Source organism: Streptomyces anthophorae (assembly GCF_049310305.1).
Taxonomy (GTDB): domain Bacteria; phylum Actinomycetota; class Actinomycetes; order Streptomycetales; family Streptomycetaceae; genus Streptomyces.
On the sequence record NZ_JBLWQQ010000001.1, the window covers coordinates 8,445,323 to 8,471,923 of the forward strand.

The window sequence follows — 26,601 nt, forward strand, 5'->3', positions numbered from 1 at the left end:
AGGCCCTAACGCCCGCCGGGCGCGCACGCGTACCGATGTTCCGGGCGTCCCGCGTCCCCGTACCGCAGGGAGAGTTGGAGGACGCCCTTGTCCTGGAGGTAGCGCAGGTAGCGTTGCGCCGTCGAGCGGCTGATGCCCGTGCGGGAGGCCACGTCGTGGGCGGACAAGGGGGTCTCCGCCGCCTCGATGACCTCGCAGATCAGGTCCACCGTGGGGCCCGACCAGCCCTTGGGCGGCGCCGGTGTGGAGCCACTCGTCGGGGTGCGCACCGCGCCGAAGATGCGGTCGATCTGCTGCTGGCCCGGTGTCGATGCGCTGACGGCGTCCCGCAGGGTGCGGCGCAGCTCCGCGTAGCCCGCGAGGCGGGCACGCAGGCCCTCGAACGTGAAGGGTTTGACGAGGTAGTTCAGCACGCCGTAGCGCAGCGCCGCCTCGACGACCTCGACGTCCTGCGCGGCCGTCACCATGATGACGTCGCTGCGCATGCCACGGCGGCGCAGGTCGCGCACGAGGTCGAGGCCCGTGCGGTCGGGCAGGTAGTGGTCGAGCAGCAGCAGGTCGACGTGGTGGCGCTCGAGGAGCTGCATGGTCTGGAGGGCGGTGTGGGCCGTTCCGACGACGTGGAAGCCCGCCACCTTCTCCACGTAGGCGGCGTTGATCTCCGCGACATGGAAGTCGTCGTCGACCACCAGAACGTCAATCACGGGGTGTCTCCTGGGTGTTGGAGTGCGGGGACGCGCGGCGCGGATCGCGACACGATGTCCGGGAGGACGACCGTGAACACCGCGCCGCCGCCGGCCCGCGCGGCGATGCGGGCGGTGCCGCCGTAGCGCTCGGCGAGGCTGCGGACCATGGCGAGGCCCAGGCCGCGGCCGCGATGGGCGGGGGACTCCTTCGTGCTCCAGCCCTCCTGGAAAATGGTGTCGCGCAGGTCGACGGGCACACCGGGCCCGTTGTCGCTGACGCGGAGCACCACCGTGTCGGCCTCCGCGAAGGCCTCGACCTCGATGGCGGGGCGGGCCGCACGCCCGCCGCCGACCACGTCGAGCGCGTTGTCGATCAGGTTGCCGAGGACGGTCACGATGTCCCGCGCCTCGATCAGGCCCGAGGGCAGGTGGGTGCGGTCCGAGAGCCGTAGTGTCACCCCGCGTTCCGAGGCGATCGCCGACTTCCCGGCCAGCAGCGCCGACACCATGGGCATCCGGATGCGCTCCGCGACCTCCTCGGCCGAGGCCCGCCGGGCGCTCGTGAGACCGGCGACGTAGGCGCGGGCCCGCTGCGACATGTCGAGGTCGAGATAGCCGAGCACGGTGTGCAGCCGGTTGGCGTGCTCGTGGTCCTGGGCGCGCAGCGCGTCCAACAGGCCCTTGATGGAGTCGAGTTCGCGGCCCAGGAGTTCGAGCTCGGTACGGTCCCGGAGGGTGACCACCGAACCGCCGTCGGGCGTCGGCATCCGGTTGGCGATCAGCACCCGGTTCTCCCGCACGGTCAGCAGGTCGCGGCCGGTGACCTGCCCGGTGATGACATCACGGGAACGGCCGGGCGGCAGCACGTCCCCCAGGTAGCGGCCCTCCGCGTCGTCCCCGAGCGCGAGCAGCCGCGCCGCCTCGTCGTTCACGAGCCGCACCCGCTCGTCCTCGTCGAGGGCGATGACACCTTCCCGTACGGCGTGCAGCATCGCCTCCCGCTCCGACAGCAGCGCCGAGATGTCACCGACCGAGACACCATGGGTGCGCTTGCGCAGGACGCGCGCCACCACGAACGCGGCGCAGGCCCCCGCCGCGAGCGCCGTGCCCGCGTAGCGCAGCAGCCCCGGCAGCGCGGCCATCAGGCGTTCCTGCACACCGGAGTACGCGATCCCCACCGACACCGCGCCGATCACCTCTCCGGCCCGGTCCCGCAGTGGCACCTTCGCCCGCGCCGACGTGCCCAGGGTGCCGCGGTCGATCTGGAGCACCACATGCCCGTGCAGGGCGAGGGAGGGGTCCGTCGACACATGGTGTCCCACCTTGCGCACGTCGGTGTGCGACCAGCGGGTCCCGTGCAGGTCCATGACCACGACGTACAGGGCGCCCGTGGCCTGCCGGGTGCGCTCGGCCTGCCGCTGCACAGGACCCCGCGGGTCGGGTTCGCTCGACAGCAGGCCGGAGGCGATGGCCGGATCGGCCGTCGTGGTCTGCGCGATGGCCAGGGCCTGATGCTCGGCCTGGTCGTCGAGCTGGGTGCGCAACGGTTGCAGGAACAGCCCCGTCAGCAACAGCAGGACGCCCGTGGTGATGAGCAGCTGCGCGAGCAGCACCTGCGCGAACACCTGCCGGGGCCAGCCGATGCGCATGCGGGCCACGATGACACCTGCTTTCGGGAACTCTCCCGCGTGATCGGACGTTTCGCGGGGCGAACGCACCGTAACCGCAGGTGTTTTGACCGGGGAAGGCCCCGGGCACAGGCTCGTGCGCGAGCCGTTGGCACAATGCGCAAAATCGCGGGCAACAGGCACAAGCGGCGGTTGCAGGCCAATACTTCCCAGGCCGCCGCGCCGTTCCTAACGTTCCGCGGCATGACAAGCGTGCCCAGCTCATCGAACGGCTCATCGAACGGCTCATCGAAAAGCTCACCGAACAGCCCATCCAGTCCGGCCATCGAACTGCGCGGCGTCTGCAAGGCCTTCAGCACCCCCTCCGGCGCCCTGCACACCGCGGTCCACGACCTCGACCTGACCGTCGAGCAGGGCGAGTTCGTCGCCGTCGTCGGTCCCACCGGCTGTGGCAAGTCCACCACCCTCACCCTGGTCAGCGGCCTGGAGGAGCCGACGGACGGCGAGGTCATGCTGTCCGGCTCGCCGGTGCGGGGCATCGACGAGCGGGTCGGCTTCGTCTTCCAGCAGGACGCCGTCTTCCCCTGGCGCACCGTCCTGTCGAACGTCATGGCGGGGCCCCGGTTCCGCGGTGTGCCCAAGGCCGAGGCCAAGGAGCGTGCCCGTGAGTGGCTGGCCCGCGTCGGCCTGACCTCCTTCGAGGACCGCTACCCGCACCAGCTGTCCGGCGGCCAGCGCAAGCGCGTCGCCCTCGCCTCCACCTTCGTCAACGACCCGTCCATCCTGCTCATGGACGAGCCCTTCTCCGCCCTCGACGTGCAGACCCGTGCCCTGATGTCGGACGAGCTGATGGAGCTGTGGGCGGGCACCGGCTCCTCGGTCGTCTTCGTCACGCACGACCTGGAGGAGTCCATCGCGCTCGCCGACCAGGTCGTCGTCATGACCGCGGGCCCGGCCACCGTCAAGGAGATCTTCACCATCGACCTGCCGAGGCCCCGCCGCGTCGAGTCGATCCGCCTGGAGCCGCGCTTCGTCGAGATCTACCGCGAGATCTGGTCCTCGCTGGGCGAAGAGGTCCGCATCACGCGGGAGAGGGGCGCGCAGAATGTCGCCTGACACCACCACCGCACCTGCCGCCGCGGTCGTCACCAAGCCGGGCCGCGCCGAGGAACGCGCCCGGGCCGCGCGCCGACGCCGCGCCGTCGTCCTCCTGTCGCGGGCCGCGCTGCTCGTCTTCGTCCTCGGTGTGTGGGAGTGGTTCTCCCGGGCCGGGATCATCGACCCGTTCAACTTCTCCATGCCCTCGAAGATCTGGGACCAGATCCAGCAGTGGGCCCTGCACGGCACTCCGCAGGGATCGCTCCTCGAACAGATCTGGTACACCCTCTACGAGGCGCTGCTCGGCTGGGTGATCGGTGTCATCGGCGGCGTCGTCCTGGGCATCGCGCTCGGCCGTGTCCGCTTCCTCGCCGACGTCATGGGCCCCTACATCAAGGTCCTCAACGCGCTGCCGCGCATCGTCCTCGCCCCGATCTTCCTCATCTGGTTCGGCCTCGGACCTGCCTCCAAGGTGGCCTCCGCCGTCGTCCTGGTCTTCTTCCCCGTCTTCTTCAACGCCTTCCAGGGAGCCCGCGAGGTCGACCGGCACCTCATCGACCACGCCCGCATCCTCGGCGCCCGCGACCGCCAGGTCACCTTCCAGGTCGTCATCCCCGCCGCCACCTCGTGGATCTTCACCAGCCTCCACGTCAGCTTCGGCTTCGCGCTCATCGGCGCCATCGTCGGCGAGTACATCGGTGCCACCAAGGGCATCGGCCTGCTCGTCTCCGCCTCTCAGGGCACCTTCAACTCCGCGGGCGTCTACGCGGCCATGGTCATCCTCGCCGTCGTCGCCCTGCTCGCCGAGGGCCTGCTCACCTTCCTGGAGAACCGGCTCTTCCGCTGGAAGCCGGCCAGTAACGACGCCCGCTGACCCTCCCCGTCCCCGCATCATCAGTCAGGAGCCGCACATGTCCCGTCGCACCCTCACCACCAGGATCACCGCCGCCACCGCGGCCCTCGCCGCACTGGCCGCCCTCAGCGGCTGCGCCGACGAGGTCTCCTCCAAGTCGGCCGACGCCGGCGGGGGAGGCGGCAAGGGCGGCAAGGTCAAGATCATGGTGGGTGGCATCGACAAGGTCATCTACCTGCCCGCGATGCTGGCCCAGCGCCTGGGCTACTTCAAGGACGAGGGCCTCAACGTCGAGTTGCTGAGCGAGCCCGCCGGCATCGACGCCACCACCTCGCTCGTCGCCGGAAACGTGCAGGGTGTCGTCGGCTTCTACGACCACACCCTGGACCTCCAGACCAAGGGCAAGCAGGTCGAGTCCGTCGTCCAGCTCGCCAGAACCCCCGGCGAGGTCGAGGTCGTTTCCAACAAGGCGGCCGCCGGGCTCAAGTCGCCCAAGGACTTCGCCGGGAAGAAGCTCGGTGTCACAGGACTCGGCTCGTCCACCGACTTCCTCACCAAGTACCTCGGCGTCCACGACGGTGTCTCCACCGACAAGTTCACCAACGTCGCCGTCGGCGCGGGGCAGACGTTCATCTCCGCCCTGAAGAAGGGCTCGATCGACGGCGGCATGACCACCGACCCCACCGTCGCCCAGATCCTGGACAAGAAGCTCGGCAGGGCCGTGGTCGACATGCGTACCCCGGAGGGTTCCAAGAAGGCGCTCGGCGGCCTGTACCCGTCCTCCAGCCTGTACATGAACACCGACTGGGTGAACGAGCACAAGGACACCGTCCAGAAGCTCGCCAAGGTCTTCGTGCGCACCCTCAAGTGGATGTCCTCGCACAGCGCCAAGGAGATCGCGGCCAAGATGCCGAGCGACTACGCGCAGGGCGGCGAGGGCCTGTACGCCCAGGCCATCGACAGCACCCTGCCCATGTTCACCAAGGACGGCAGGATGCCGGCCGACGGACCCGCCACCGTGCAGCGGGTCCTGAAGTCCTTCAACCCGAACCTGAAGAACGCCACCATCGACCTGAAGAAGACGTACACGACCGAGTTCGCCGACAAGGCCAACTGAGCGGCCCACCCACGCGAGGATGTGTGCGGGTCAGCCCCCGTACACGTCCTCCACGTACCGCCCCTCGGCCATCAGATCGGTGAGCCACTGCTCGGCCGCGGCCTCGTCGGCGCCCGGGGTGCGCTCGCGGTGCAGCGCACGGAACGCGGCGCGTACGCCGGGTGCCATCCGGGCGCCGTCCCCGCACACGTACACCCGTGCCCCGGCGTCGAGGAGGCGGCCGATCTCGGCGGCCTCGGCGGCGATGCGGTGCTGGACGAAGGCATGGCCGTCGACCGGGGCGTCGCTGAAGACGGGGCGCAGTGAGACCGCCCCGGCCGCGTCGGCGGCGCGCAGCTCGTCGGCGTGCACAAAGTCGAACTCGGGGTGGTCGCAGCCGAAGTACAGGAGCGCGGGCGGAAGTTGGGCGTTCCGTGCCGCTCGTTCGGCGACCACTCCGCGGAACGGGGCGAGGCCCGTCCCCGCCGCGATCATGATGACCGGCTCGGGGGTGTCAGGGGCGATACGGAAGGCGTCGCGGCACGGCTGGACCCGGCCGAGCACGGTGTCTCCGGGGCGCAGGGACGCCAGGTGGTGCGAGCCCGTGCCCCGGTAGCGGCCGGTGCCGGAGGCGGCGGGCGCGTCGAGGACGGACACCATCAGGTCGACGTGGCCCGGGAGTTGGGCCGGGCTGGACGAGATCGAGTAGTGGCGCGGGCGCAGCCGCGGCAGCAGCCCGAGCAGCAGGTCCCAGGTCAGGACCTCGCGCAGCGCCGGGTGGTCCTCGACAAGGTCCAGGAAGGTACGCGGGTCGTCGGCGGAAAGCTCCCGCAGCGCGGCGGCCTCCGGCGGGCAGGGGTTGGCGGCGGCGAGCGCTGCCACCTCGTCCGGGCCCGGCCGGTGCTGCAACTCGACGTGGAACGTGAGCAGTTCGCGTACGGTCACGGGCCGGTCGAGCGGCAGGGCGTCGCGTCGCGGACGGGCGTCACGGATGTCGAGCAGCACGTCGGGGTCGAGGCCGAGCGCCTTCAGCGCGCGCTCGACGAGCCCGTCCTCGTGCGCGGGCAGGACGGCGAGGTGGTCCCCGGTCCGGTACGACACACCCTCGGGCAGCGCGAGCCGCACGAACCGCTTGACGCGCGGGTGGCCGGGCGCCGTCAGATCGCGCGCCTCGGTCACGGTGAACGGAACGAGCCCGTGCCGGGCCGCCGCCGTGTCCAGCGGCCCGCCGCTGATCTCGCGGATCTCGTACGGGGCGGTGGGCCCGGCGGGGGCGTTCGCGGCGGTGGCCTCCGGGTCCCCGTACCGCTCCAGGAGGGCGGTGCGCAGGTCGGCGGTGAAGGTGCGGACGGTGCCGCCCAGGTCGCCGGAGGCGTCGGCGGCGGCCCGCTCGCACAGCCGCTCGGCGCCGAGCTCGGCCAGGCGCGCGTCGATGCGGGTGGGGAAGTGCTGGTAGGTGGCGGCCCAGTTGCGGTCGCCGATGCCGAGCACGGAGTAGGCGACACCCTCGGTGGGTGTGCCGGCGTCGAGGAGCCGGGCGGCGAACCGTCCTGCGTCATCGGTCGGCCGGCCGTTGTAGGAGGCGGCGACGATCACCACGGGGCGGTCGGTGGGAAGCCCGTCCGCGTACGCGTCCAGCGGGGCGACCTCGGTCTCGCAGCCGAGCGCGGCGGCCTCGTCGGCGAGCTGGGCGGCGAGACCGGTGCAGGTGCCGTAGTTGCTGCCGTGCAGGAACAGGGCCCGGGTGCCGGGCAGGACGCGCGTCGGCAGGGTGTCGGACACGAGGTCCTGCTCCGGCGTCGCGGCGACGCCGGGCAGCGGGGTGTGCCGGCGGTCGGCCGGGGTGCGCGGCGCGAGCGTGAGGGTGAAGCCGTCCGGCTTCAGCGTGAGGGTCTCCTTCACCGACAGCTCGTAGTCGGCGTGGTCGACCAGACGGTAGCGGTGCACGAGCATCGCGAGCAGCATCGTCGCCTCGTGCAGCGCGAACTGCCGCCCGATGCAGGCCCGTTCACCCGTACCGAAGGGCTTGAACGCGTGCGGGGAACGCTCCGCCTCCGCCTCCGGCGTGAACCGGTTCGGGTCGAAGCGCTCCGGGTTGTCGCCCCACACCGGTGTCCGGTGCAGCATCGGCGCGAGCACCGTCACAGCCTGCCCGGCGCGCAGCGGAATGCGGCCGCCGAGCAGCGTGTCCTCGCGGGCCTCCCGGCTGAACGCGGCGGCCGTCGGCCACAGGCGCAGCGCCTCGTTGAGGACCTGCCGGGTGTACGTGAGCCGGCCGACCTCGTCGAAGTCCGGCTCCGGGTCCGTGGTGTCACCCCACAGGGCGTCCACCTCGCGGCGTACGAGATCGAGGACGGCCGGGTTCTTGGCGAGGTAGTACAGGGCGAAGGACATCGCGCCCGACGTCGTCTCGTGCCCGGCGATCAGGAACGTGATGACCTGGTTGCGGATGTTGGCGGTGTCCAGCGTGGAGCCGTCCTGCGGATGCTCGGCCGTCAGCATCAGGCCGAGCAGGTCGTCGGTGTGCCGCTCGCCGCTCTCGACGCGCGCGGTGATGACCTCGTCGACGACCTGGGCGAGATAGTCGGCATCCGCGCGGAACGCCGCGTCGGCGGCCTCGTAGTCGCCGCCGGGCACCCGCGCCAGGCGCTTCATGCTCCACTCCAGGCAGCGCACCATCGCCTCCACGAACGGGTGCGGCTCGCTGCTGTCGAAGGAGGCGAAGTCGTAGCCGAACCCGGCGAGCCCGATGGTGTCGAGCGTCATCCGGGTCATGTCACCGGGCACGTCGACCGGACTGCCGTCACCCGCCGCCAGGTCCCAGGACTCGACGAGGCGGCGCGCCACCTTGTACATCACGGGGTGGTACGTCCGCATGGAGCCGAGCGCGAAGGCCGGCATCAGGATGTCGTGGGCGCGCGCCCAGTTCGGCTCGTCGTTGTAGGCGGTGAACAGACCGTCGGCGGCGAACTCGCGGACGTTGCGCAGCGCGGGCCCGATGCTCTTGGCGAACCGGGTCTCGTCGGCGAGCTCGGTGACGAGGTCGAGGTCGGAGACGAACAGGGCGTCCCGCCCGTGCACCCGCCGCACCAGCTGCGGACCGTGCTCCCGCATCAGGCCCATGATCTGCTGAAGCGGTCCGGGGCCGAGACCGGTGGCGGTGACATCGACGACGGGGACCCCGGCGGCGACGTAGGCGCTGTCGTCGGGCGTGGGGGAAGGGGCGGGCGCGGAGTCCGGCATGGTGGGGCGGTGCCTTTCGCGGAGGGGGATCCTGCTGTCGCGGAGTGGGGGAACTGCGGCTTCCAGCTTGGTCCGCTCCCCCTGCCGACCAGCCCAGCCCCACTACATGATTGTGTAGCGGCTGACGGTGCATCGGACTTGTGCGCGGGCGCCGTCCGTGGCACGGGCGACACTCACGGAGGCGATCAGCGCATGGACACCTCGGACGCGGTGCTGTGGCGCAATCGCGCGATGGTCCTGTTCGACCGGATCCCGATGCCGGTCGCGGTGTGCGACCCGTACGGAAACGTACGCCTTGTCAACGCCGCGTTCGCCCTGGAGTGGGGCACCACCGCGGGCCGCCTGAAGGGGCGCGCGATCCTCGACCTGTTCGTGCCGGTCGACGCCGCGCAGGTCGACCGGATCGCGCAGGCGCTGAAGGCGCGGCGCCGCTCGCGCTACACCGTCGCGGTGGCCTGGCGCGGCGGCGACGGGACAGGGCGCCGGGGCGAGTTGATCGTCGACACGGTGAGCGAGAGCGCGCACCGGGTGCCCGACCTGCTGGTGACGGTACGGGTGTACGACACAGCGGCCGCGCCCGAGCGGACCCCGTCCGCCTCCCCGCCGCCGCACCCGCAGGAGGCGCGCATCCTGGCCCTGCTCGCCGCGGGCGCCACGACGGCCCGCGCGGCCCGCGAGACCGGCCTGACGACCGACGGCGTCACCTACCACCTGCGCCAACTGTCGCGCCGCTGGGGCGCGTCGAACCGTACGGAACTGGTCGCCCGCGCGTACGCGGAGGGAGTGCTGGTGGCGGGGGAGTGGCCGCCCCGGCTCGCGGCGGAGGCACGGGAGGACGGCTCGTGACCAGGTGCCGCCGGGTCCCGCAACGGGTCAGCGCGGGGCGTCGGTGAGCTGCGTTCCGATGACGGCGAGCAGATCCAGCTTGTCGGCGCTGTCCGTGCCCAGGGCCGGAGTGAACCAGAGCAGCCGCTGCCTGCCGTCATCGCTGAAGAGATGGAGGCAGTTGACCTCAAGTGTGCCGAGCGCCGGGTGGTTGATGCGCTTGGTGTCACTGCGGCGGACCCTGACCTCGTGCTCGGCCCACAGGGCGGCGAACTCGGGAGAGCGGTCGTTCAACTCGGCGATCAGGGTGCGGGCCTCGGGATCCTTCGCGTCGCGGCGCGCCGCGACGGCCCGCAGGTCCGCCACGAACGTGCGGGACTGCGCGTCGTGATCGGCCTCGGGGTACAGGCGCCGCGCGTCGGGGTCCGTGAACCAGCGGTGGACGAAGCTCGCGTTCTTGCCGTGGAACCCCGACTGGTCACCGAGCAGCGCGACGGCGAGCGGGTTCTGCACGAGCGTGACGTGCAGGTCCGTGATGACCTGCGCCGGGGTCGAGGTCAGCCGCGCGAGCAGGTCCGTCATCCCCGGGTGCACATGCGCCTGCGGCCCGCCGGCGCTGGGCAGGGGGCGGTCGGCGAGGCGGTACAGGTAGTCCCGTTCGTCGGATGTCAGTCGCAGCGCGCGGGCCAGCGCGGCGAGCATCTGCTCCGACGGCTGTGAGCCCGCGCCCCGTTCGATCTCGTTGTAGTAGTCGACCGAGGCGCCCGCGAGCTGCGCCACCTCTTCACGGCGCAGCCCCGGCACCCGGCGGCGCGGGCCTGCGACCAGACCGACGTCCTGCGGGCGGATGCGTTCGCGGCGCGAGCGCAGGAAGGCGCCCAGCTCGGTGTACTTGAGAGAACCCACGCACCCAGTCTGCGCGATGACGGCCCGCGGTGGTGCCGCCGAACCAGGGGATGCCGTCCCCTGGCACGGGCGCCGGACGCGGCGCACCGTGGGACACGACCCGTTCAGCCTCCGAGAGGAACACCTCGTGCCCTTCGCCAACCTCAAGGTTCCCGCCGACACCCTCACGGCGGAGTCGAAGAAGAAGCTCCGGGACGCCGTCACCGACGCGTTCGCCGACGTCTACGGAGAGCGCGCCCGCGCGAACACCCTCGTGATCCTCGAAGAGGTCGCGGACGGCGGCTGGAGCCTCGGCGGGACGCTTCTCAACGCCGAGATGCTGGGCCGCAGTTGAGCAGGGGCGGCGCCTTCGCCGGAACCGACTGAACGCTTCGGGCCCCGCCCCTCGACCTACGGCGCGGCCCGCGCGGACGCCGCCTCCTGCGGCGGGGCCGTGGACGCCCGTACGACCAGTTCCGTGGCGAGTTCGATGTGGTGGGACTCGACCCGCTCGCCGTTGGCGAGGCGCAGCGCCGTGCGCAGGGCGATGCCGCCCATCTCGCGCAGGGGCTGGCGCACGGTGGTCAGGGGTGGCGCCGCCATCCTGGCCAGGAGCGTGTCGTCGAAGCCGACCACGCTCAGGTCCTCGGGGATGCGCAGACCGCGGGCGCGGGTGGCCTCGATGACGCCGAGGGCGATCTCGTCGTTGCCGGCGAAGATCGCCGTCGGTGGTTCGTCCAGGTCGAGCAGTGCGGCGGCGCCGAGCCGGCCGGCCTCGTTCGTGAACGCTCCGTGGCGGACGTAGGCGGCAGGCGTGGCGGCGCCGGCCGCCTCCAGGGCGGCACGGTAGCCGTGCATTCGGGCCTGGTTGCACACGGCCAGGGTCGGTCCGCCGAGGTAGCCGATGCGGCGGTGGCCGAGGCCGAGCAGATGCTCGGTCGCGGCCAGGCCGCCGGCGAAGTTCGTCGCCCCGACGCTGTGCACCCGGCTGTGCGGCAGATGCAGCGGGTCGAGGACGACCAGCGGCAGCCCGGCCCTGGTCAGCTCCTTCACATGCGCGGCCGTGTACATGCTGGTGACCGCGATGAGGGCGCGCCGCCCCGCGGACGCGAGATCGCGCGCCCAGTGCGGGGCGGGCGACGACTTGCTGATCACGACGGAGGCGCCCAGTTCGGCCGCGGCGTCGATGATGCCCTCCAGCGCCTCGGCCGAGTACGTCTTCAGGTCGCCGTTGAACTGCACCTCGATGGTGGGGTTCTTCGCGGCCTCGGTGTGCCGGAACACGGGGGCCAGGTAGTCGTGCTCGCGCAGCAGCTCCTGCACCCGGGCGCGGGTCCGCGGCGCCACGTCACTGCGGTCGTTGACCACCTTCGACACGGTGGCCACGGAGACCCCCGCCTCGCGGGCGATGGTCGCCAGGGTGGTGCGTCTAGCGTGCGGTGGCATCTGCTTCTTCCAGGGTCACGTCCACCGGTGTGGTGAGCCGCCGGTCGTGGCCGATCACCCGGGTGGGGCCCGTCAATCGTACGACAGCGCGGCACGACAACTCCTGGGACGAGGCGCCGACCTGCACCTCGACCGCACCGGGCTCGACGATCCGGGTGAGGTCGCGGCCGGTGAACGCGGTCCGGTCGGCGTGCACCCGGAAGCTCACCCGTGCGCTCGCCCCCGGAGCGAGGTCCACCTGCGCGAAGCCCGTCAACTGCCGTACCGGGCGTGTCACTTGCGCGACGGGGTCACGCAGATACAGCTGGACGGTCTCGCGCCCCGGTCTGGCACCGGTGTTGCGCACCCGCGCCGACACCGTGAACTCGCCGTCGGTGGGGACGTCGTCCGCGCTCACGCGCAGGTCCCCGATCTCGAACGTCGTGTACGACCTGCCGTATCCGAACGGGAACAGCGGTGTCGGGTCGACGCTGCTGATGCCCTGCGTGTGCGCGCCCAGCGGCGGCTGAAGATAGGTGCCGGGCTGGCCGCCGGGGCGGCGCGGAATCTGTACCGGCAGCCTGCCCGCCGGCTGGACGCGTCCGGACAGCACACCCGCGATCGCCGCCGCGCCCTCCTGGCCCGGCATGAACGCCTGGACGAGGCCTGCGGCCCGCTGCTGCACCTCGCCGAGGGCGTAGGGGCGGCCGGAGAGCACGACCACGACCACGGGCGTCCCGGTGGCGAACAGCTCCGCGAGCAACTCGTCCTGGACGCCCGGCAGTCGCAGGTCCTCCACGTCGCAGCCCTCGCCCGACGTGCCGTTGCCGAACAGGCCCGCGCGGTCGCCCACCACCGCTACGCACAGCTCCGCCCCGCGCGCCGCGGCCGCCGCCGCGGCGAAGCCGGAACGGTCCTCCTCGCGCACGTCGCAGCCCGGCTCGAAGACGATCTCGGTGTCGGGGAGTTCGCCGCGCAGCGCCTCCACGACGGTCGGCGCCGAGATCCCCAGCGGCAGTCCCGGGTGGCGCGGCAGGACGTGGTTGGGGAAGGCGTAACAGCCCATGAGGGTGCGCGAGTCGGCCGCGCACGGCCCCACCACGGCGATGCGGCCCGGCGTCCGGCGCCCCGCCTCCGCGTCGAGCAGCGGCAGCGCGCTGCCCGCGTCGAGCAGAACGACGGACCGCTCGGCCAACTCGCGTGCCAGTTCCTGGTTCTCCGGCGAGTCCAGGTCCCTCGATGCGGCGGAGGCTGCCGAGTCCTCGGGCGTCCAGCCGGGGTCGAGCAGGCCCAGCTCGACCTTCTGGGTCAGCAGACGGCGCACCGCCCGGTCGAGCAGGGACTCCGCAAGCTCGCCCCGCCGGACCCGGTCTGCCAGGTGCGGGCCGAAGGTGAGCGTGTCCGGCAACTCCACGTCGATGCCCGCGCCGAGCGCCAGCACACCCGCCTCGTCGAAGTCGGCCGCGACCCCGTGCAGGCCGGCGAGGAACGCGAGCGACCCGTAGTCGGAGACGACCGTACCGGTGAACCCCCAGTCCTCGCGCAGCAGTTGGGTCAGCAGCCACGGGTCGGCGCCGGCCGGGACGCCGTCGATGTCGGAGTAGGAGTTCATCACGGACCGGGCGCCGCCCACCGCGATCGCCGTCTCGAACGGCGGCAGGATGACATCCATCAGTTCGCGGCGGCCCATCGGTACGGGGCCGTGGTTGCGGGCGCCACGGGCCGCCGAGTACCCGGCGAAGTGCTTCAGGGTGGCGATGACGCCCGCGCCCTCGAGCCCGCCGACGTACGCGGCGCCGAGCACCGACACCAGGTAGGGGTCCTCGCCCATGGTCTCCTCGACCCGGCCCCACCGGTAGTCCCGCACGACGTCCAGGACCGGAGCGAGCCCCTGGTGCACGCCGAGTGCCCGCATGTCCCGCCCGATGGTCCCGCCGAGGCGGCGCACCAGGTCCGGGTCGAAGGCCGCCGCCCACGCGAGCGGGGCCGGGTAGACGGTGGCGCCGTAGGTGTTGACCCCGGTGAGGCACTCCTCGTGGGCCAGGGCCGGGATGCCGAGCCGGGAGCCCTTGACGACGGTGTGCTGCTGCGCGACCAGGAGGTCCGCGCCCTCCCGCGCGCTCACCGGGCGGCTGCCGTACACCCGCGTGAGATGGCCGAGCCCGTCCCGCGCCGCCTCCTCGAGCGAGACGCCCCCCGCGTCCGCGAACAGGTCCTCCAGGGGCGCCACTTGAGGCTGCTCGGCCCGCCCGTCGCCGGCCTGCCCGGCCTGCCCGGCCGACTCGTCGGTGCCGGCTTCGTGCCCCATGACGTTGCCGAGCCAGCGGCTGCCGAGCTGCGCCACCTTCTCCGCCACCGTCATCTCGGCGAGCAGCGCCTCGACCCGCTCGGACACGGATAGTTCCGGGTCCTGCCAGCGGGGCGTGACCTGCCCCGTCCCGGCACGTGAATCAGCCGCGGACATCCGCATCCTCCTCTGCCCTCAGCCCGCAGCACTTCGAAACATTTTCGATGTCTGTCGCGGCTTCCACGAGTGTTGTGTCCGCCCGACGCTACGCATAAGTTCCGTGCGCCACAACGTTGTTGCAGATGTCTTGACAGCCCTGTAGCCGCTACCTAATTTGCATTCACAGAGCTGAACGTTGGCTGGTTTTCGAAAAGTTTTCACGGCGGCTCATGGGTAGCCGGTGGCTCTCGAGTGCGGAGAACAGACATGGAATTCCCTCTCTCACGACGGCCCGTCTCAAGACGGGCCGTGCTCGGTGTCGCCGCCGGCGTCCCGCTCTCGGCGGCGCTCGCGGCCTGCGGCTCTTCGGGGCCGACCAAGGACGGAGCGGGCGGCAAGGGGGCCACGTACTGGTACCTGAGCGGCCAGCCCGACGAAGGCGTCAGGGCCAATGCGGTGAAGGCCTTCAACAAGGCCCACCCCAAGAGCCAGATCGCCGGCACCGCGTTCCAGAACGACGCGTTCAAAACGAAGATCAAGACCGCGATCGGTGCCGGGAAGGCGCCCACCATCATCAAGAGCTGGGGCGGCGGGACGCTGCGCAGCTACGTGGAGGCGGGCCAGGTCGAGGATCTGACGCCGTTCTTCGAGCAGCACCCCGAGGTCAAGAAGAAGATCTTCCCCACCGCGTTCCCCGCGGCGACCGTGAAGGGCAAGATCTACGCGATGCCCGTCGAGCGGGTGCAGCCCATCTTCCTCTACTACAACAAGAAGGTCTTCGACAAGGTTGGTGTGAAGCCGCCGCAGTCGTGGGACGACATCATGGCGCTCGTGCCCAAGTTCAACGCCGAGGGCATCGCTCCGTTCTCCCTCGGCGGGCAGTCCCGGTGGACGAACATGATGTGGCTGGAGTTCCTCTTCGACCGCATCGGCGGCCCCGAGGTGTTCCAGGCCGTCTTCGACGGCGAGAAGAACGCCTGGTCCAACCCCGCCGCCATCAAGGCGCTCGGTATGGTGCAGGACCTGGTCAAGGCCAAGGGCTTCATCAAGGGCTTCTCGTCGATCACCGCGGACTCCAACGCCGACCAGGCCCTCCTGTACACCGGCAAGGCCGCGATGATGCTGCACGGCTCGTGGTCGTACGGCATCCAGAAGAGCGCCGGCGGTGACTTCGTCTCCAGCGGCGGCCTGGGCTACATGAACTTCCCGCCGGTCAAGGGCGGCAAGGGCGATCCGAGCAACACCGTCGGCAACCCCGGCGAGTACCTGTCCATCTCCTCGAAGGCCAGCGCCAAGGAGAAGAAGATCGCCGAGGAGTTCTTCGCCCAGGGCATGCTGCAGGACGCCGAGGTGAAGGCGTGGATCGACGGCGGCGGTGTCCCGGTCAAGCTGGGCACGGAGAAGCTGCTCGCCGCCTCCAAGGACGCCGACTTCCTTCAGTTCACCTACGACGTCGCCACCAAGGCGAAGTCGTTCAGCCAGTCCTGGGACCAGGCACTCAGCCCGACGGCGGCGGAGACACTGCTCGACAACATCGTCAAGCTGTTCCAACTGTCCATCTCGCCGAAGCAGTTCGCCGCCAACCTCAACGAGGTCATCGGGAAATGACCTCGCTCACCGCCCACCCGCCCCGTCGCGGTCAGCGCAGCATCCTGCCCTGGCTGACCGCGCCGGCGCTCGTGGTCTTCCTCGGGTTCGCCGTCGTCCCGCTCGTCGGTGTCTTCGTCCTGTCCTTCACCACCTGGGACGGAATCGGCGCCATTCACCCGTCGGGGCTGACCAGTTGGCGGGCGGTGCTCACCAACCCCGGCCTGCCGCACGCGGTCCTGGTGACCTTCGGAGTGATGATCGCGTCCTGGGCGTTCCAGACCCCGATCAGCATTCTGCTCGGCACGTTCATGGCGGGCCGCCAGCGCTACCGGGCGGTCCTCGGAGTCGTGTACTTCATCCCGCTGCTGCTCAGCTCCGCCGCGATCGCCGTCGCGTACAAGGCGCTGCTCAACCCCACCTTCGGGCTCGGCGCGGGACTCGGCATCGACTGGCTCAGCAAGGACTGGCTGGGACAGCCGGGACTCGCGTTCGGCGTCGTCATCTTCATCGTCTCCTGGCAGTTCGTCCCGTTCCACTCGCTGATCTACCAGGGCGGAGTGCAGCAGATCCCGAAGTCCCTCTACGAGGCAGCGGAGTTGGACGGGGCCGGACGGATCCGGCAGTTCTTCAGCGTCACGCTGCCCCAGCTGAAATACACCATCATCACCTCGTCGACGCTGATGGTGGTCGGCTCGCTGACCTTCTTCGACCTGATCTACGTCCTGACCGAGGGCGGGCCGGGGGACGCCACCCGGGTGCTCGCGCTCGACATGTACAAGCGGGGCTTCCAGGCCAACCTGATGGGCCCGGCCAGCGCCATCGCCGTCATCCTCGTCCTGGTGGGTCTCGCCCTCGCCCTGCTGCTGCGGCGGCTCGGGGGCCGGGACGCCAGTGAGAGCCAGCTCGAGGGGGCCTGACATGACCACCATGCTGACCAAGCCGCAACCGCAGAAGACCGACAGCCGCGAGCGGCGCCGTACCCGCTCGGTCACCGGGCGGCGCAACTGGGGCGGGGGCCTGGCCGGATGGCTCTGGCTCGCCGTCGTCGCCGTTCCCCTGTACTGGACGCTGATCACCAGCCTCAAGGAACAGAGCACCTACTACGCGGGCAACGCGCTGCTGCCGTCGGGCGACTCCACGCTGGCCAACTACCGGCTGGTCATCGAGTCCGACTTCGGCCAGTACTTCCTGAACAGTGTCCTGGTCGCCGTCGGAGCGGTGGTGCCCGCGGTCACGTTCTCCTTCATGGCCGCCTACGCGATCGTGCGCGGCTGGCGCCTGCGGTTCCTGCGCGCGGTCAACGGCCTCTTCCTCATGGGCCTCGCCATCCCGCTCCAGGCGACGGTCATCCCGATCTACCTGATCATCATCAGGCTGCATCTGTACGACAGCCTGCTTGCGCTCGTCCTCCCCTCGATCGCCTTCGCCATCCCGCTGTCCGTGCTGGTGCTGTCCAACTTCATCCGGGACGTGCCCAAGGAGCTGTTCGACTCGATGCGGGTCGACGGCGCCACCGAGTGGACGACCCTGTGGCGCCTGGCGGCGCCGCTCACCCGGCCCGCCATCGTCACCGTGTCCATCTACAACGGGCTGACCATCTGGAACGGCTTCCTGCTGCCCCTGATCCTCACCCAGAGCCCGGACAAGCGGACCCTGCCGCTCGCCGTGTGGACCTTGCAGGGCCAGTACCAGGCCAACGTCCCGGCCATCCTCGCCGCGGTCGTCCTCACCACGCTGCCGATCCTGATCCTCTACGCCATCGGCCGCCGCCAACTGCTCAGCGGCCTGACGGCCGGGTTCGGCAAGTGACGGCGCTTACGCGGGGCTCTCGCCCGCCTCCAGCTCCACATCCTTCGTCTCCTTGCTGCACAGCAGCGCGACGAGGGTGAGGACGGCCATCGCCGACAGGTAGACGCCGACCAGCCACGGCGAGCCGTCGCCGGCCTCCCACAGCGCCACCGCGATGAACGGGGCGACGGCCGCGCCGAGGACCGAGCTGACGTTGTACGAGATGCCGGAACCCGTGTAGCGGACCGACGTCGGGAACATCTCCGGGAGGAGCGCGCCCATCGGGCCGAAGGTGAGGCCCATCAGCGTGAAGCCGAGGACCAGCCACAGGACGACACCGAGCGTGCCGAGACCGATCAGCGGGACCCACACCAGGCCGAAGACGAAGATGCCCGCGGTGATCCAGGAGAGCGTCTTGCGGCGGCCGAACCTGTCCGCCAGCGGACCGGAGATGAGCGTGAACGCGGCGAAGAAGACCACGCCGAAGATCAGCATCAGGACGAAGGTGGTGTAGCCGTAGCCGAGGCCGGGCACGGCGGCGTCCGTCGCGGTGCGGCCGTAGCTCAGCGAGAACGTCGTCATCAGGTAGAAGAGCACGTACGTCGCCAGCATCGCGAAGGTGCCGAGGATCAGCTGCTTCCAGTGGTGCCGGAACACGGTCGCCAGCGGCAGCTTGCGGACCTGCTTGGTCTCCTGCGTCTTGGTGAAGACCTCCGCCTCGACCAGGCGCATCCGCACCCACAGGCCGATCGCGACCATCACGGCCGAGAACAGGAACGGGATCCGCCAGCCCCACGACAGGAACGCCTCGGAGGGCTGCGAGGGGTCGGCGCCCGCGGCGGACGGCAGCAGGGCCGCGATGACCAGGAACAGGCCGTTGCCGACGATGAATCCGAGCGGCGCGCCCAGCTGCGGGAACGTGCCCCACAGCGCCCGCTTGCCCGGCGGCGCGTTCTCCGTGGCGACCAGCGCCGCGCCGCTCCACTCGCCGCCGAGCGCGAAGCCCTGCGCGAGCCGCATCAGCACGAGGAGCGCGGTGGCGACCCATCCGATCGATCCGTACGTGGGCAGCACGCCGATCAGGAACGTGGCGATGCCCATCGTGAGCAGCGAGACGACCAGTGTCTTCTTGCGGCCGAGCCGGTCACCGAGGTGCCCGAAGAAGGCCGCGCCGATGGGGCGGGCCACCATCGCCGCGCCGAACACGGCGAACGACGACAGGAGCGCGGTGGTGGGGTCGCTGCTCGGGAAGAAGAGCGCGGGGAAGACGAGTACGGCCGCGGTCGCGTAGACGTAGAAGTCGTAGAACTCGATCGTCGTCCCGATGAGGCTGGCGATCAGGACCCGCGAACGCGGGTTGACCGGCGCGGCCGGGTTCGGGCCGGAGGCGGGTGACGGCGCTGCGGACGTGGCAGGGTCCTGGCCGGTGGCAGAAGCGGACATCTTCGGGTCAATCCCAGGGCGTGTTGCGGTGTGCGTCCACCGGCGCTCGAACGCCGGCGACCCTCGTACCGGTCGGACGGTACGAGGATCGCAACCCTTTCATGTGTCTCACTGACCGGTAATCGATGTTCGATATATGAGACACGTAAGGGGTGGGCGGCGCGGCTACGCCGTCATCCAGCGCTCCAAGCCCGCAGCGTCCAGCGGCAGTTCGGCGGACAGCACCTCCGAACCGGCCTCGGTCACCAGGATGTCGTCCTCGATGCGCGCCCCGATGCCGCGCAGCTCCGGCGGCACCGTCGTGTCATGGGCGTGGAAGTACAGCCCCGGCTCGACCGTGAGCACCATGCCCGGTGCCATACGGGCGCCCTGGTACGCCGCGTAGTCGGCGCGGGCGCAGTCGTGCACGTCGAGGCCGAGGTGGTGGCCGATGCCGCACACCAGATAGCGGCGGTGGTGCTGGCCCTTGGGGGAGAGCGCCTCGTCCACGGAGACCGGCAGCATCCCCCAGTCGTCCAGGCCGCGCGCCACGACCTCCATGGCCGCCGTGTGGAAGTCGGTCCACTCCCGCCCGGGGCCCACGGCGTCGAGCCCGGCCCGGTGCGCCCGCTCCACCAGGTCGTGCACGGAACGCTGGGCCTCGGTGAAGCGGCCGGAGGCCGGGAAGGTGCGGGTGACGTCGGCCGTGTAGTAGCTGCGCGTCTCGACGCCCATGTCCAGGAGCACCGCCGCGTCCTCCGCCACCGGCCCGTCGCAGCGCACCCAGTGCAGGGTCGCGGCATTGCGGCCGCTGCCCACGATGGTGGCGTAGCCGGGGCCGTTGCCGTACGTGCGGGCGTAGCGGTCGAAGGTGCCCTGCAACCAGCGCTCGCCGCCGCCGCGCACCGCCGCCGGGAACTCGCGCACCACGGCCCGGAACCCCTCGACCGTACGGTCCACGGCCTCGCGCAGCTGCCCGATCTCCCACGCGTCCTTGATCATGCGCAGTTCGGCGAGCGTGCGGCCGAGGTCGGCGGACGCGGCCAGGGAGTGGCGGCGGGCCGTCTCGGCATCGAGCGGCCCGGTGAGCAGCGGCCCCTGTGAGGCACACGCGGCCAGCGCCTCGTCGAGGGGACCCAGCGGAGCCGTCTCAAGTCCCAGCGCCGCGCGCCAGTCGGCGAGGCCCGGCGCGGGACCCACCCACAGCTCGCCGTGCGCGGCGTCCGCGAAGAAGCCGGGCTCGCCGGGGCGGGCCGGCGGCGGCAGATACAGCACCGCGTCATGACCACCGGGCGCGGGCCGCAGCACCAGAACGGCGCCCTCGATCGCGCACCCGGTCAGCCAGTAGAAGTCGCTGTCGGGCCGGAAGTCGTACGCGGTGTCGTTGCTGCGCACCGGCGCCCGCCCGGCGGCGACCACGAGCGGCCGCCCGGCGAACTCCGCACCGAGCCGCGCCCGGTGCGCGGCGGCGGCCTCGGCGACCCCCGGCACGGTCGGCGGCGTACGGTCGGCCTCGTCCCAGCCCTGCCCCATGTACGCGGTGAAGTCCGGCAGTTCGGCCAGCCGCGGCATGCGCGGGTCCGGGGTGCCGGGGCGGGGGACGGAGCTGCCGAGGGCCGTGTCGGTCATGCCGACTCCACTTCTTGCTGGTGCCGTTGCGTCTTCTGGCTGGTGCCGTTGCGTCGGCGTCGGGCACGAACGGGAAACTGTCCGGAACACCAAACGCTTCGTGCGGCATAGTGTTCGGCAAAGCGAACGCTGTCAAGGAAGCCAGGGAGAGGCTATGGACGTTCCTCAGGAGTCGGTCCGTGACATGGTGGCGGCCAATCTCCGCCGCGCGAGGACGCGGCGCGGCCTGTCGATCTCGGAGCTTTCGCGGCGCTCCAAGATCGGCAAGGCGACACTCTCCCAGCTCGAGTCGGGCACCGGAAACCCCACCATCGAGACGGTGTTCAGCCTCTCGCGCGCCCTGGAGATGCCCGTCTCCGACCTCCTGGAGACGCGGGCGCCCGGCGGCCTCACCGTCGTGCGCGCCAAGGAGGTCGAGGTGCTCAGGGGCGAGGGCGTCGACCTGCGGCCGCTGCGCCGGATGGACTTCGGCGACCTGGTCCTCGAGGTGTACGACCAGGTGGTTCGCGCCGACAGCAGGCAGGACTCGCTCGGCCACGTCGGCACCGAGCACACCGTCGTGCAGACCGGCAGGCTCCAGGTCCGCGTCGACGGCGACGAGGTGGAGCTCGGCCCCGGCGACTACGTCGGCTTCGACGCGACGCTCCCGCACTCCTACACGGCGCTCGACGGCGACGTGCACTCGGTGCTGCTGCTCCAGTACCGCCCGCACGAGCACGCCCACTTGGGAATCCCGCACCCCCGCCCCGGGGCCGCGGAGCCCGAAGGTGAATGACCCCCGCAAGCATTTTTCGATCACCCTCAGCACATCCGTTGACACTCCCTGAAGGGCCGTCCTAGCCTCCTCGCTGTTCGACGAAACGAACGGAGGCGGTTCGATGCACGGAACACGGGCGGTCATTCTCGGGGCCGGAATCGTCGGAGCCGCCTGTGCGCGGGAGTTGGCCCGCGAGGGCTGCGCCGTCACGGTCGTCGACCGGGGCCGCCCCGCCGCCGCGACCACCGCGCACGGCGAGGGCAACATCCTCGTGTCCGACAAAGGCCCGGGCCCCGAACTCGAGTTGGCGCAACTGTCCGGACGCCTGTGGCCCCGGATCGTCGACGAAATGTCGGAACGCGCCCCCGACGTACGCGAGTTGACGGAGTGGGACCCCAAGGGCGGCATCGTCGTCGCCACCACCGACGACGGCGCCCGCGAACTCACCCGGTTCGCCGCGTCCCAACGCGCGGCAGGCGTACGGGCGCAGGCCCTGGACGCCGCCTCCCTCGCCGCCGCCGAGCCGTACGTCACCCGCGAGCACACAGCCGCGATCCACTACCCCGAGGACGCCCAGGTCCAGCCCTCCGGCGCGGCCGCCGCCCTGCTCGCCGACGCGCTCCGCGCAGGCGCCACCCTGCGCACCCACTGCGAGATACAGGGCGCGGTCACCCGCTCCGGCCGCCTCACCGCCGTCCGCACGGCCGACGGTGACCTCATCGAGGCGGACCTCTTCCTCAACGCCGCAGGCCCCTGGGCGGGCGAACTGTCCACCCGCCTCGGCGCCCCCGTCGACGTACGCCCCCGCCGCGGCGACGTCCTCGTCACGACACCCCTGCCGCCCACCGTCTTCCACAAGGTCTACGACGCCGACTACGTGGGCGCCGTCGGCAGCAGCGCCGAGGACCTCCAGACCTCCGCCGTCGTCGAGGCCACCCGCGGGGGCAGCGTCCTCATCGGCTCCTCACGCCGCCGCGTCGGCTTCGACGACCGGCTCCGCCCCGACGCCCTCTCCGCGATCGCCGCCAAGGCGCTGCGGCTCTTCCCGACCCTCGCGGACGTACCGATCATGCGCGCCTACGGCGGCTTCCGCCCCTACGTGCCCGACCACCTGCCCGTCATCGGCCCCGACCCGCGCCTCGCCGGACTCTGGCACGCGGGCGGCCACGAAGGCGCGGGCATCGGCCTGTCCGTCGGCACCGCACGCCTCGTGCGGGACCTGATCCTGGACCGGCCCACCGAGATCGACGCGACGCCGTTCCGGGTCGACCGGCCGGCCGTCCTGGGGACCACGGAGAAGGGGAGGGCCGCATGAGCCCACGACGCGTACCGGCGGCCACGGACGCCGTCGGGCGGCGCGAGACACCGCTCACGATCACCGTCGACGGCGAGCCCGTCGCCGGGATCGAGGGCCAGTCCATCGCGGGCGTCCTGCTCGCCTCCGGCCGCCGCGCCTGGCGCACCGGCCGCTCCGGAGCGCCCCGCGGCGTGTTCTGCGGCATCGGCGCCTGCTTCGACTGCCTGGTCACGGTCGGCCCCGAACGCGACGTACGGGCCTGCCGCAGGCGGGCGCGGGACGGGGACGAGGTGCGGACGCAGACACGCGAGGCCGGGTCCGGGGCCGGTGGCGGGGCCGAGGAGCGACTGTGACACGCAATGACCACCGGACGGTCATCCCACGTCACAGTCCCCGAACCGACACACCCAACCCCACCCCGACGGAGGCCACATGACACGCCACGTAGTGGTCGTGGGCGCGGGGCCCGCAGGGCTCGCCGCCGCCGACGCCGCGCTCGGCGCGGGCGCCCGGGTCACCTTGATCGACGAGGCCGAACAGCCCGGCGGCCAGTACCACCGGATGCTCCCCGAGGCCTACGCCGCCGAACGGCCCGAGCGCCTCCACCACGGCTGGCGTGCCTTCGACGCACGCCGCCGCCGGGTCCTCGCCCACCCGCGCTGCGCCTGGTGGTCCGAGACCGCCGTATGGGCCCTGGAACGGCCCGGTCCGGCGGATCCGGGACCGCCGCGCGTGCACGTGCTGCGCGGGCCGGTCGACGGGGGCGGCCGGGAGCGCCAGGCGCTCGACCCCGACGCGCTGGTGCTCGCGGTCGGCGCCCACGACCGCGTACTGCCGTTCCCCGGTTGGGAGTTGCCCGGCGTGTTCACCGCGGGCGCCGCGCAGGCGCTGGCCAAGGGGGAGCGGGTGGTGGTCGGCGACCAGGTGGTCGTGGCCGGGAGCGGGCCGTTCCTGCTGCCGGTGGCCGCGTCGCTGATCGAGGCCGGGGCGCGGGTGCGTGAAGTGCTGGAGGCCAATACCTCAGGCACGCTCGCACGCGGTTGGGGGCGGCGGCCCTGGGAGCTGGCGGCGCAGGCCGGAAAGGCTGCCGAACTCGCCGAGTACGCAGGGCTGTTGGCCCGGGGGCGCGTGACGTGCCGCACCGGACGTACGGTCGTCGAGGCGCGCGGGGACGGGTGTGTGGAGGAGGTCGTCACCGCGCGGCTGCGCGCCGACTGGTCGGTCGTGCCGGGCAGTGAGCGCACCGTGGCCGTCGACGCCGTGTGCGTGTCGCACGGGTTCAGTCCACAGCTGGAGCTGCCGGTCGCTGCTGGGTGCGCGTTGCGCGCCACCCCGGCGGGGGAGTTCGTCGACGTCGATGGTGACCAGCGCACCACCTGTCCTGATGTGTTCGCGGCCGGAGAGATCACCGGCATCGCGGGTGCGCCCGCCGCGCGCGTGGAAGGGGCGCTCGCCGGGTGGCTGGCCGCGGGCGGAAACCGGAACACCGCCACGGTGCGTCGGCTGCGGACCAGCCGTGACCAGGGGCGCGCCTTCGCCGCCCGTCTTGCCCGCGCGCATCCCATCGGGGCGGGCTGGACCGGATGGATGCGGCCCGAGACCGTGGTGTGCCGGTGCGAGGAGACGGACTACGCCACCGTGTGCCGCGCCGCCGCCGACGAGTCCACCGCCGCCCCGCGCGCCGCCAAGCTCGCCACCCGCGCCGGACTCGGGCCCTGCCAGGCCCGGATGTGCGGGCCCACCGTCGCCGAGATCGGTGCGAGGCTGCGCGGGCCCGGGGGCGGCGACCGTGACATCGAAGGCCTGCCCCCGGCCAGCGAGCACCGGCGGCCCATCGCTCGGCCCGTCCGGCTGGGTGATCTGGCGGCCGCCGCGCCCACCGCAGCCCCCGTCAATACCCCCGAAACCACTCCCGAGAGCACTTTCACGGACCCCAGCAACTCCCCGACAGAAGAGAGTAGTTCATGAGTGACAGCAAGCAGCAGAAGAAGGACTCCACCACTGGTCCGGGTCTCGGTGGCGTCGTCGTCGCCACCGCCCTGCCCTACTCCGAGGACGCCTCCGCGCCCGCCGGGCTCGCCGTCGACTACGACCGGTACGCCGAGCACTGCCGTTGGCTCGTCGACAACGGGTGCCGCGGCGTCGGCCCGAACGGGTCGCTCGGCGAGTACTCGTCCCTCACGGACGAGGAGCGCCGGAAGGTCGCCCGTACCGCCATCGAGGCCGTCGGGGACGACGGTGTCGTCATCGTCGGTGTGCACGGTGTCGGGTCCCATCAGGCGAAGCACTGGGCCGAGGTCGCGGCCGAGGACGGCGCCGACGGTGTGCTGTGCCTGCCGCCCACCCTCTACCGTGCCAACTCCCGTGATGTCATCGACCACTTCGAAGCCGTTGCCTCGGTCGGGCTGCCGGTCATGGTCTACAACAACCCCTTCGACACGAAGGTCGATCTCACGCCGGATCTGCTCGCCGAGATCGCGCGGATCGACAACATCGTCGCCGTGAAGGAGTTCTCCGGTGATGTGCGGCGGGTGCTGGAGATCAAGGAGAAGGCCCCGTCGCTGGAGATCATCAGTGGGGCCGACGACGTGGTGCTCGAGAGCCTGCTGATGGGGGCCACCGGGTGGTTCGCCGGGTTCCCGAACGTGTTTCCCGCCGAGTCCGCCCGGCTCTACGACCTGGCGCTCGCGGGCAAGCTGGAGGAGGCACGGGCGCTGTACGAGCCGCTGGTCGCCGCCTTCCGCTGGGACTCGCGCACCGAGTTCGTGCAGGCCATCAAGTTGGGGATGGAGCAGGTCGGCCGGTTCGGCGGGCCCTGCCGGCCGCCGCGCGGTGCGCTGCTGCCCGAGATGAGGGAGCAGGTCGAGGCGGACATGGCCCGTGCCGTCGCCGCACTGGAGAAGGGGAACATCTGATGCGGTCCGTGCGCACGCTGAGCGCCGTCGACTCGCACACCGAGGGCATGCCCACCCGCGTCGTCACCGGCGGCGTGGGGCCCATCCCCGGTGACACCATGGCCGAGCGGCGTACGTATGCCATGGAACACCTCGACGAGCTGCGCCGGTTCCTCGTCGACGAGCCGCGTGGGCACTCCGCGATGAGCGGTGCCATCCTCCAGCCGCCGACCCGCCCCGACGCGGACTGGGGTGTCCTGTACATCGAGGTCAGCGGCTTCCTACCGATGTGCGGTCACGGCACCATCGGCGTCGCCACCGTGCTCGTGGAGACCGGGATGGTGGAAGTGAGCGAGCCGGAGACCGTCGTACGGCTCGACACCCCCGCCGGACTCGTCGAGGCGCGGGTGGCTGTGCGTGACGGGGTCGCCGAGCAGGTCACCTTGCGCAATGTGGACTCCTTCGCGCTCGAACTCGACGCCACCGTGAAGGTGCCCGGCTACGGCGAGGTCCGCTACGACATGGCGTACGGCGGGAACTTCTACGCCATCACCGAACTCGACCAGCTCGGCCTGCCCTTCGACCGGGCCCGCAAGGACGACATCCTCAAGGCCGGGCTCGCCATCTCCGACGCCATCAACGAGCACAACCGGCCCCGGCATCCGCTCGACCCGGTCATCGGCGGATGCAAGCACGTGCAGTTCCTCGCCCCCGACTCGACCGCCCGGCACTCCCGCAACGCCATGGCGATCCAGCCCGGCTGGTTCGACCGCTCGCCGTGCGGCACCGGCACCTCGGCCCGCATGGCGCAGCTGCATGCGCGCGGAGAGCTGCCCCTGCACACCGAGTTCGTGAACGAGTCCTTCATCGGGACCCGGTTCACCGGGCGGCTCGTCGGCGATGCGACGGTCGGTCGACTGAACGCCGTCGTACCGGAGTTCTCCGGACGTGCCTGGATCACCGCCACGGCCAACTATCTCCTCGACCCGAGCGACCCGTTCCCGCACGGCTTCGTGCTCTGACACGCCAGGGCCGCGCA

At 71.5% G+C, this 26,601-nt stretch carries 22 protein-coding genes; 14 read left to right on the forward strand and 8 right to left on the reverse strand.

All coding sequences use genetic code 11. The features are described 5' to 3' along the window. Positions 1-5: 5 nt before the first annotated feature. Together ACNYS0_RS38475 and ACNYS0_RS38480 are read right to left on the reverse strand one after the other, a co-directional pair. Entirely contained in the window at positions 6-704 is a 699-nt protein-coding gene (locus ACNYS0_RS38475; protein ID WP_422480775.1) for a response regulator, read from the reverse strand. Further along, positions 701-2,335 carry a sensor histidine kinase gene (locus tag ACNYS0_RS38480; protein ID WP_422482883.1) on the reverse strand — a complete coding sequence of 545 codons (1,635 nt, stop codon included), beginning with the start codon at positions 2,333-2,335 and terminating at the stop codon, positions 701-703. Before ACNYS0_RS38480 ends, ACNYS0_RS38475 begins: the two co-directional genes overlap by 4 nt. 222 nt (positions 2,336-2,557) lie before the next feature. Between ACNYS0_RS38480 and ACNYS0_RS38485 the strand changes: the two genes are divergently transcribed. From ACNYS0_RS38485 to ACNYS0_RS38495, 3 genes are read left to right on the forward strand one after another with little or no spacing between them, the layout of a single operon-like run. Continuing rightward, the gene (locus tag ACNYS0_RS38485; protein ID WP_422480777.1) at positions 2,558-3,430 is read left to right on the forward strand and encodes an ABC transporter ATP-binding protein; all 873 of its coding nucleotides are present in this window, start codon (positions 2,558-2,560) and stop codon (positions 3,428-3,430) included. Then, positions 3,420-4,286 (forward strand): ABC transporter permease, encoded by an 867-nt coding sequence (locus tag ACNYS0_RS38490; protein ID WP_422480779.1) that lies wholly within the window; start codon positions 3,420-3,422, stop codon positions 4,284-4,286. Before ACNYS0_RS38485 ends, ACNYS0_RS38490 begins: the two co-directional genes overlap by 11 nt. A gap of 37 nt (positions 4,287-4,323) precedes the next feature. Next, a complete protein-coding gene (locus tag ACNYS0_RS38495) occupies positions 4,324-5,382 on the forward strand; it encodes an ABC transporter substrate-binding protein (RefSeq protein WP_422480781.1) in 1,059 nt (352 codons plus the stop codon). Between the two features lie 30 nt (positions 5,383-5,412). On the opposite strand, the gene ACNYS0_RS38500 is transcribed toward ACNYS0_RS38495, so the two are convergent. Further along, on the reverse strand, positions 5,413-8,604 hold the full coding sequence (locus ACNYS0_RS38500) for a bifunctional cytochrome P450/NADPH--P450 reductase (protein WP_422480783.1): 3,192 nt from the start codon (positions 8,602-8,604) through the stop codon (positions 5,413-5,415). 192 nt (positions 8,605-8,796) lie between these two features. Here ACNYS0_RS38500 and ACNYS0_RS38505 point away from each other — a divergent pair, with 192 nt between their 5' ends. Continuing rightward, complete coding sequence (locus ACNYS0_RS38505) at positions 8,797-9,450, forward strand: PAS domain-containing protein (protein ID WP_422480785.1); 654 nt, start codon at positions 8,797-8,799, stop codon at positions 9,448-9,450. Between the two features lie 27 nt (positions 9,451-9,477). On the opposite strand, the gene ACNYS0_RS38510 is transcribed toward ACNYS0_RS38505, so the two are convergent. Next, the gene (locus tag ACNYS0_RS38510) at positions 9,478-10,335 is read right to left on the reverse strand and encodes a helix-turn-helix transcriptional regulator (RefSeq protein ID WP_422480787.1); all 858 of its coding nucleotides are present in this window, start codon (positions 10,333-10,335) and stop codon (positions 9,478-9,480) included. A gap of 127 nt (positions 10,336-10,462) precedes the next feature. Here ACNYS0_RS38510 and ACNYS0_RS38515 point away from each other — a divergent pair, with 127 nt between their 5' ends. Further along, entirely contained in the window at positions 10,463-10,669 is a 207-nt protein-coding gene (locus ACNYS0_RS38515) for a tautomerase family protein (RefSeq protein ID WP_422480789.1), read from the forward strand. 56 nt (positions 10,670-10,725) lie between these two features. Here ACNYS0_RS38515 and ACNYS0_RS38520 read toward each other — a convergent pair whose 3' ends face one another. Together ACNYS0_RS38520 and ACNYS0_RS38525 are read right to left on the reverse strand one after the other, a co-directional pair. Further along, positions 10,726-11,760: a LacI family DNA-binding transcriptional regulator gene (locus ACNYS0_RS38520; protein WP_422480791.1), complete on the reverse strand. Its 1,035-nt coding sequence runs from the start codon at positions 11,758-11,760 to the stop codon at positions 10,726-10,728. Then, entirely contained in the window at positions 11,744-14,203 is a 2,460-nt protein-coding gene (locus tag ACNYS0_RS38525) for a glycoside hydrolase family 3 N-terminal domain-containing protein (protein WP_422480794.1), read from the reverse strand. Before ACNYS0_RS38525 ends, ACNYS0_RS38520 begins: the two co-directional genes overlap by 17 nt. A 249-nt stretch (positions 14,204-14,452) precedes the next feature. On the opposite strand from ACNYS0_RS38525, the gene ACNYS0_RS38530 reads away from it, so the two are divergent. From ACNYS0_RS38530 to ACNYS0_RS38540, 3 genes are read left to right on the forward strand one after another with little or no spacing between them, the layout of a single operon-like run. After that, positions 14,453-15,793 carry an extracellular solute-binding protein gene (locus ACNYS0_RS38530; RefSeq protein ID WP_422480796.1) on the forward strand — a complete coding sequence of 447 codons (1,341 nt, stop codon included), beginning with the start codon at positions 14,453-14,455 and terminating at the stop codon, positions 15,791-15,793. After that, a complete protein-coding gene (locus tag ACNYS0_RS38535) occupies positions 15,790-16,692 on the forward strand; it encodes a carbohydrate ABC transporter permease (protein WP_422480798.1) in 903 nt (300 codons plus the stop codon). The genes ACNYS0_RS38530 and ACNYS0_RS38535 overlap by 4 nt, the downstream gene beginning before the upstream one ends. 1 nt (position 16,693) lies before the next feature. Then, a complete protein-coding gene (locus ACNYS0_RS38540) occupies positions 16,694-17,584 on the forward strand; it encodes a carbohydrate ABC transporter permease (protein WP_422480800.1) in 891 nt (296 codons plus the stop codon). A gap of 6 nt (positions 17,585-17,590) precedes the next feature. On the opposite strand, the gene ACNYS0_RS38545 is transcribed toward ACNYS0_RS38540, so the two are convergent. Together ACNYS0_RS38545 and ACNYS0_RS38550 are read right to left on the reverse strand one after the other, a co-directional pair. Next, complete coding sequence (locus ACNYS0_RS38545; RefSeq protein WP_422480802.1) at positions 17,591-19,006, reverse strand: MFS transporter; 1,416 nt, start codon at positions 19,004-19,006, stop codon at positions 17,591-17,593. A 165-nt stretch (positions 19,007-19,171) separates the two neighbouring features. Continuing rightward, positions 19,172-20,614: an aminopeptidase P family protein gene (locus ACNYS0_RS38550; RefSeq protein WP_422480804.1), complete on the reverse strand. Its 1,443-nt coding sequence runs from the start codon at positions 20,612-20,614 to the stop codon at positions 19,172-19,174. A 154-nt stretch (positions 20,615-20,768) separates the two neighbouring features. On the opposite strand from ACNYS0_RS38550, the gene ACNYS0_RS38555 reads away from it, so the two are divergent. The 6 genes from ACNYS0_RS38555 to ACNYS0_RS38580 all read left to right on the forward strand — a co-directional run bounded on the left by ACNYS0_RS38555 (position 20,769) and on the right by ACNYS0_RS38580 (position 26,584). Continuing rightward, positions 20,769-21,389 carry a helix-turn-helix domain-containing protein gene (locus ACNYS0_RS38555; protein ID WP_422480806.1) on the forward strand — a complete coding sequence of 207 codons (621 nt, stop codon included), beginning with the start codon at positions 20,769-20,771 and terminating at the stop codon, positions 21,387-21,389. Positions 21,390-21,492: 103 nt separating this feature from the next. Then, entirely contained in the window at positions 21,493-22,686 is a 1,194-nt protein-coding gene (locus tag ACNYS0_RS38560; RefSeq protein WP_422480808.1) for an NAD(P)/FAD-dependent oxidoreductase, read from the forward strand. Further along, complete coding sequence (locus ACNYS0_RS38565) at positions 22,683-23,021, forward strand: (2Fe-2S)-binding protein (protein WP_422480810.1); 339 nt, start codon at positions 22,683-22,685, stop codon at positions 23,019-23,021. The genes ACNYS0_RS38560 and ACNYS0_RS38565 overlap by 4 nt, the downstream gene beginning before the upstream one ends. A gap of 79 nt (positions 23,022-23,100) precedes the next feature. Continuing rightward, positions 23,101-24,636 (forward strand): FAD-dependent oxidoreductase, encoded by a 1,536-nt coding sequence (locus ACNYS0_RS38570; RefSeq protein ID WP_422480812.1) that lies wholly within the window; start codon positions 23,101-23,103, stop codon positions 24,634-24,636. Beyond that, the gene (locus ACNYS0_RS38575) at positions 24,633-25,583 is read left to right on the forward strand and encodes a dihydrodipicolinate synthase family protein (protein ID WP_422480814.1); all 951 of its coding nucleotides are present in this window, start codon (positions 24,633-24,635) and stop codon (positions 25,581-25,583) included. Before ACNYS0_RS38570 ends, ACNYS0_RS38575 begins: the two co-directional genes overlap by 4 nt. Beyond that, a complete protein-coding gene (locus ACNYS0_RS38580; protein ID WP_422480816.1) occupies positions 25,583-26,584 on the forward strand; it encodes a proline racemase family protein in 1,002 nt (333 codons plus the stop codon). Before ACNYS0_RS38575 ends, ACNYS0_RS38580 begins: the two co-directional genes overlap by 1 nt. Positions 26,585-26,601: the final 17 nt, after the last annotated feature.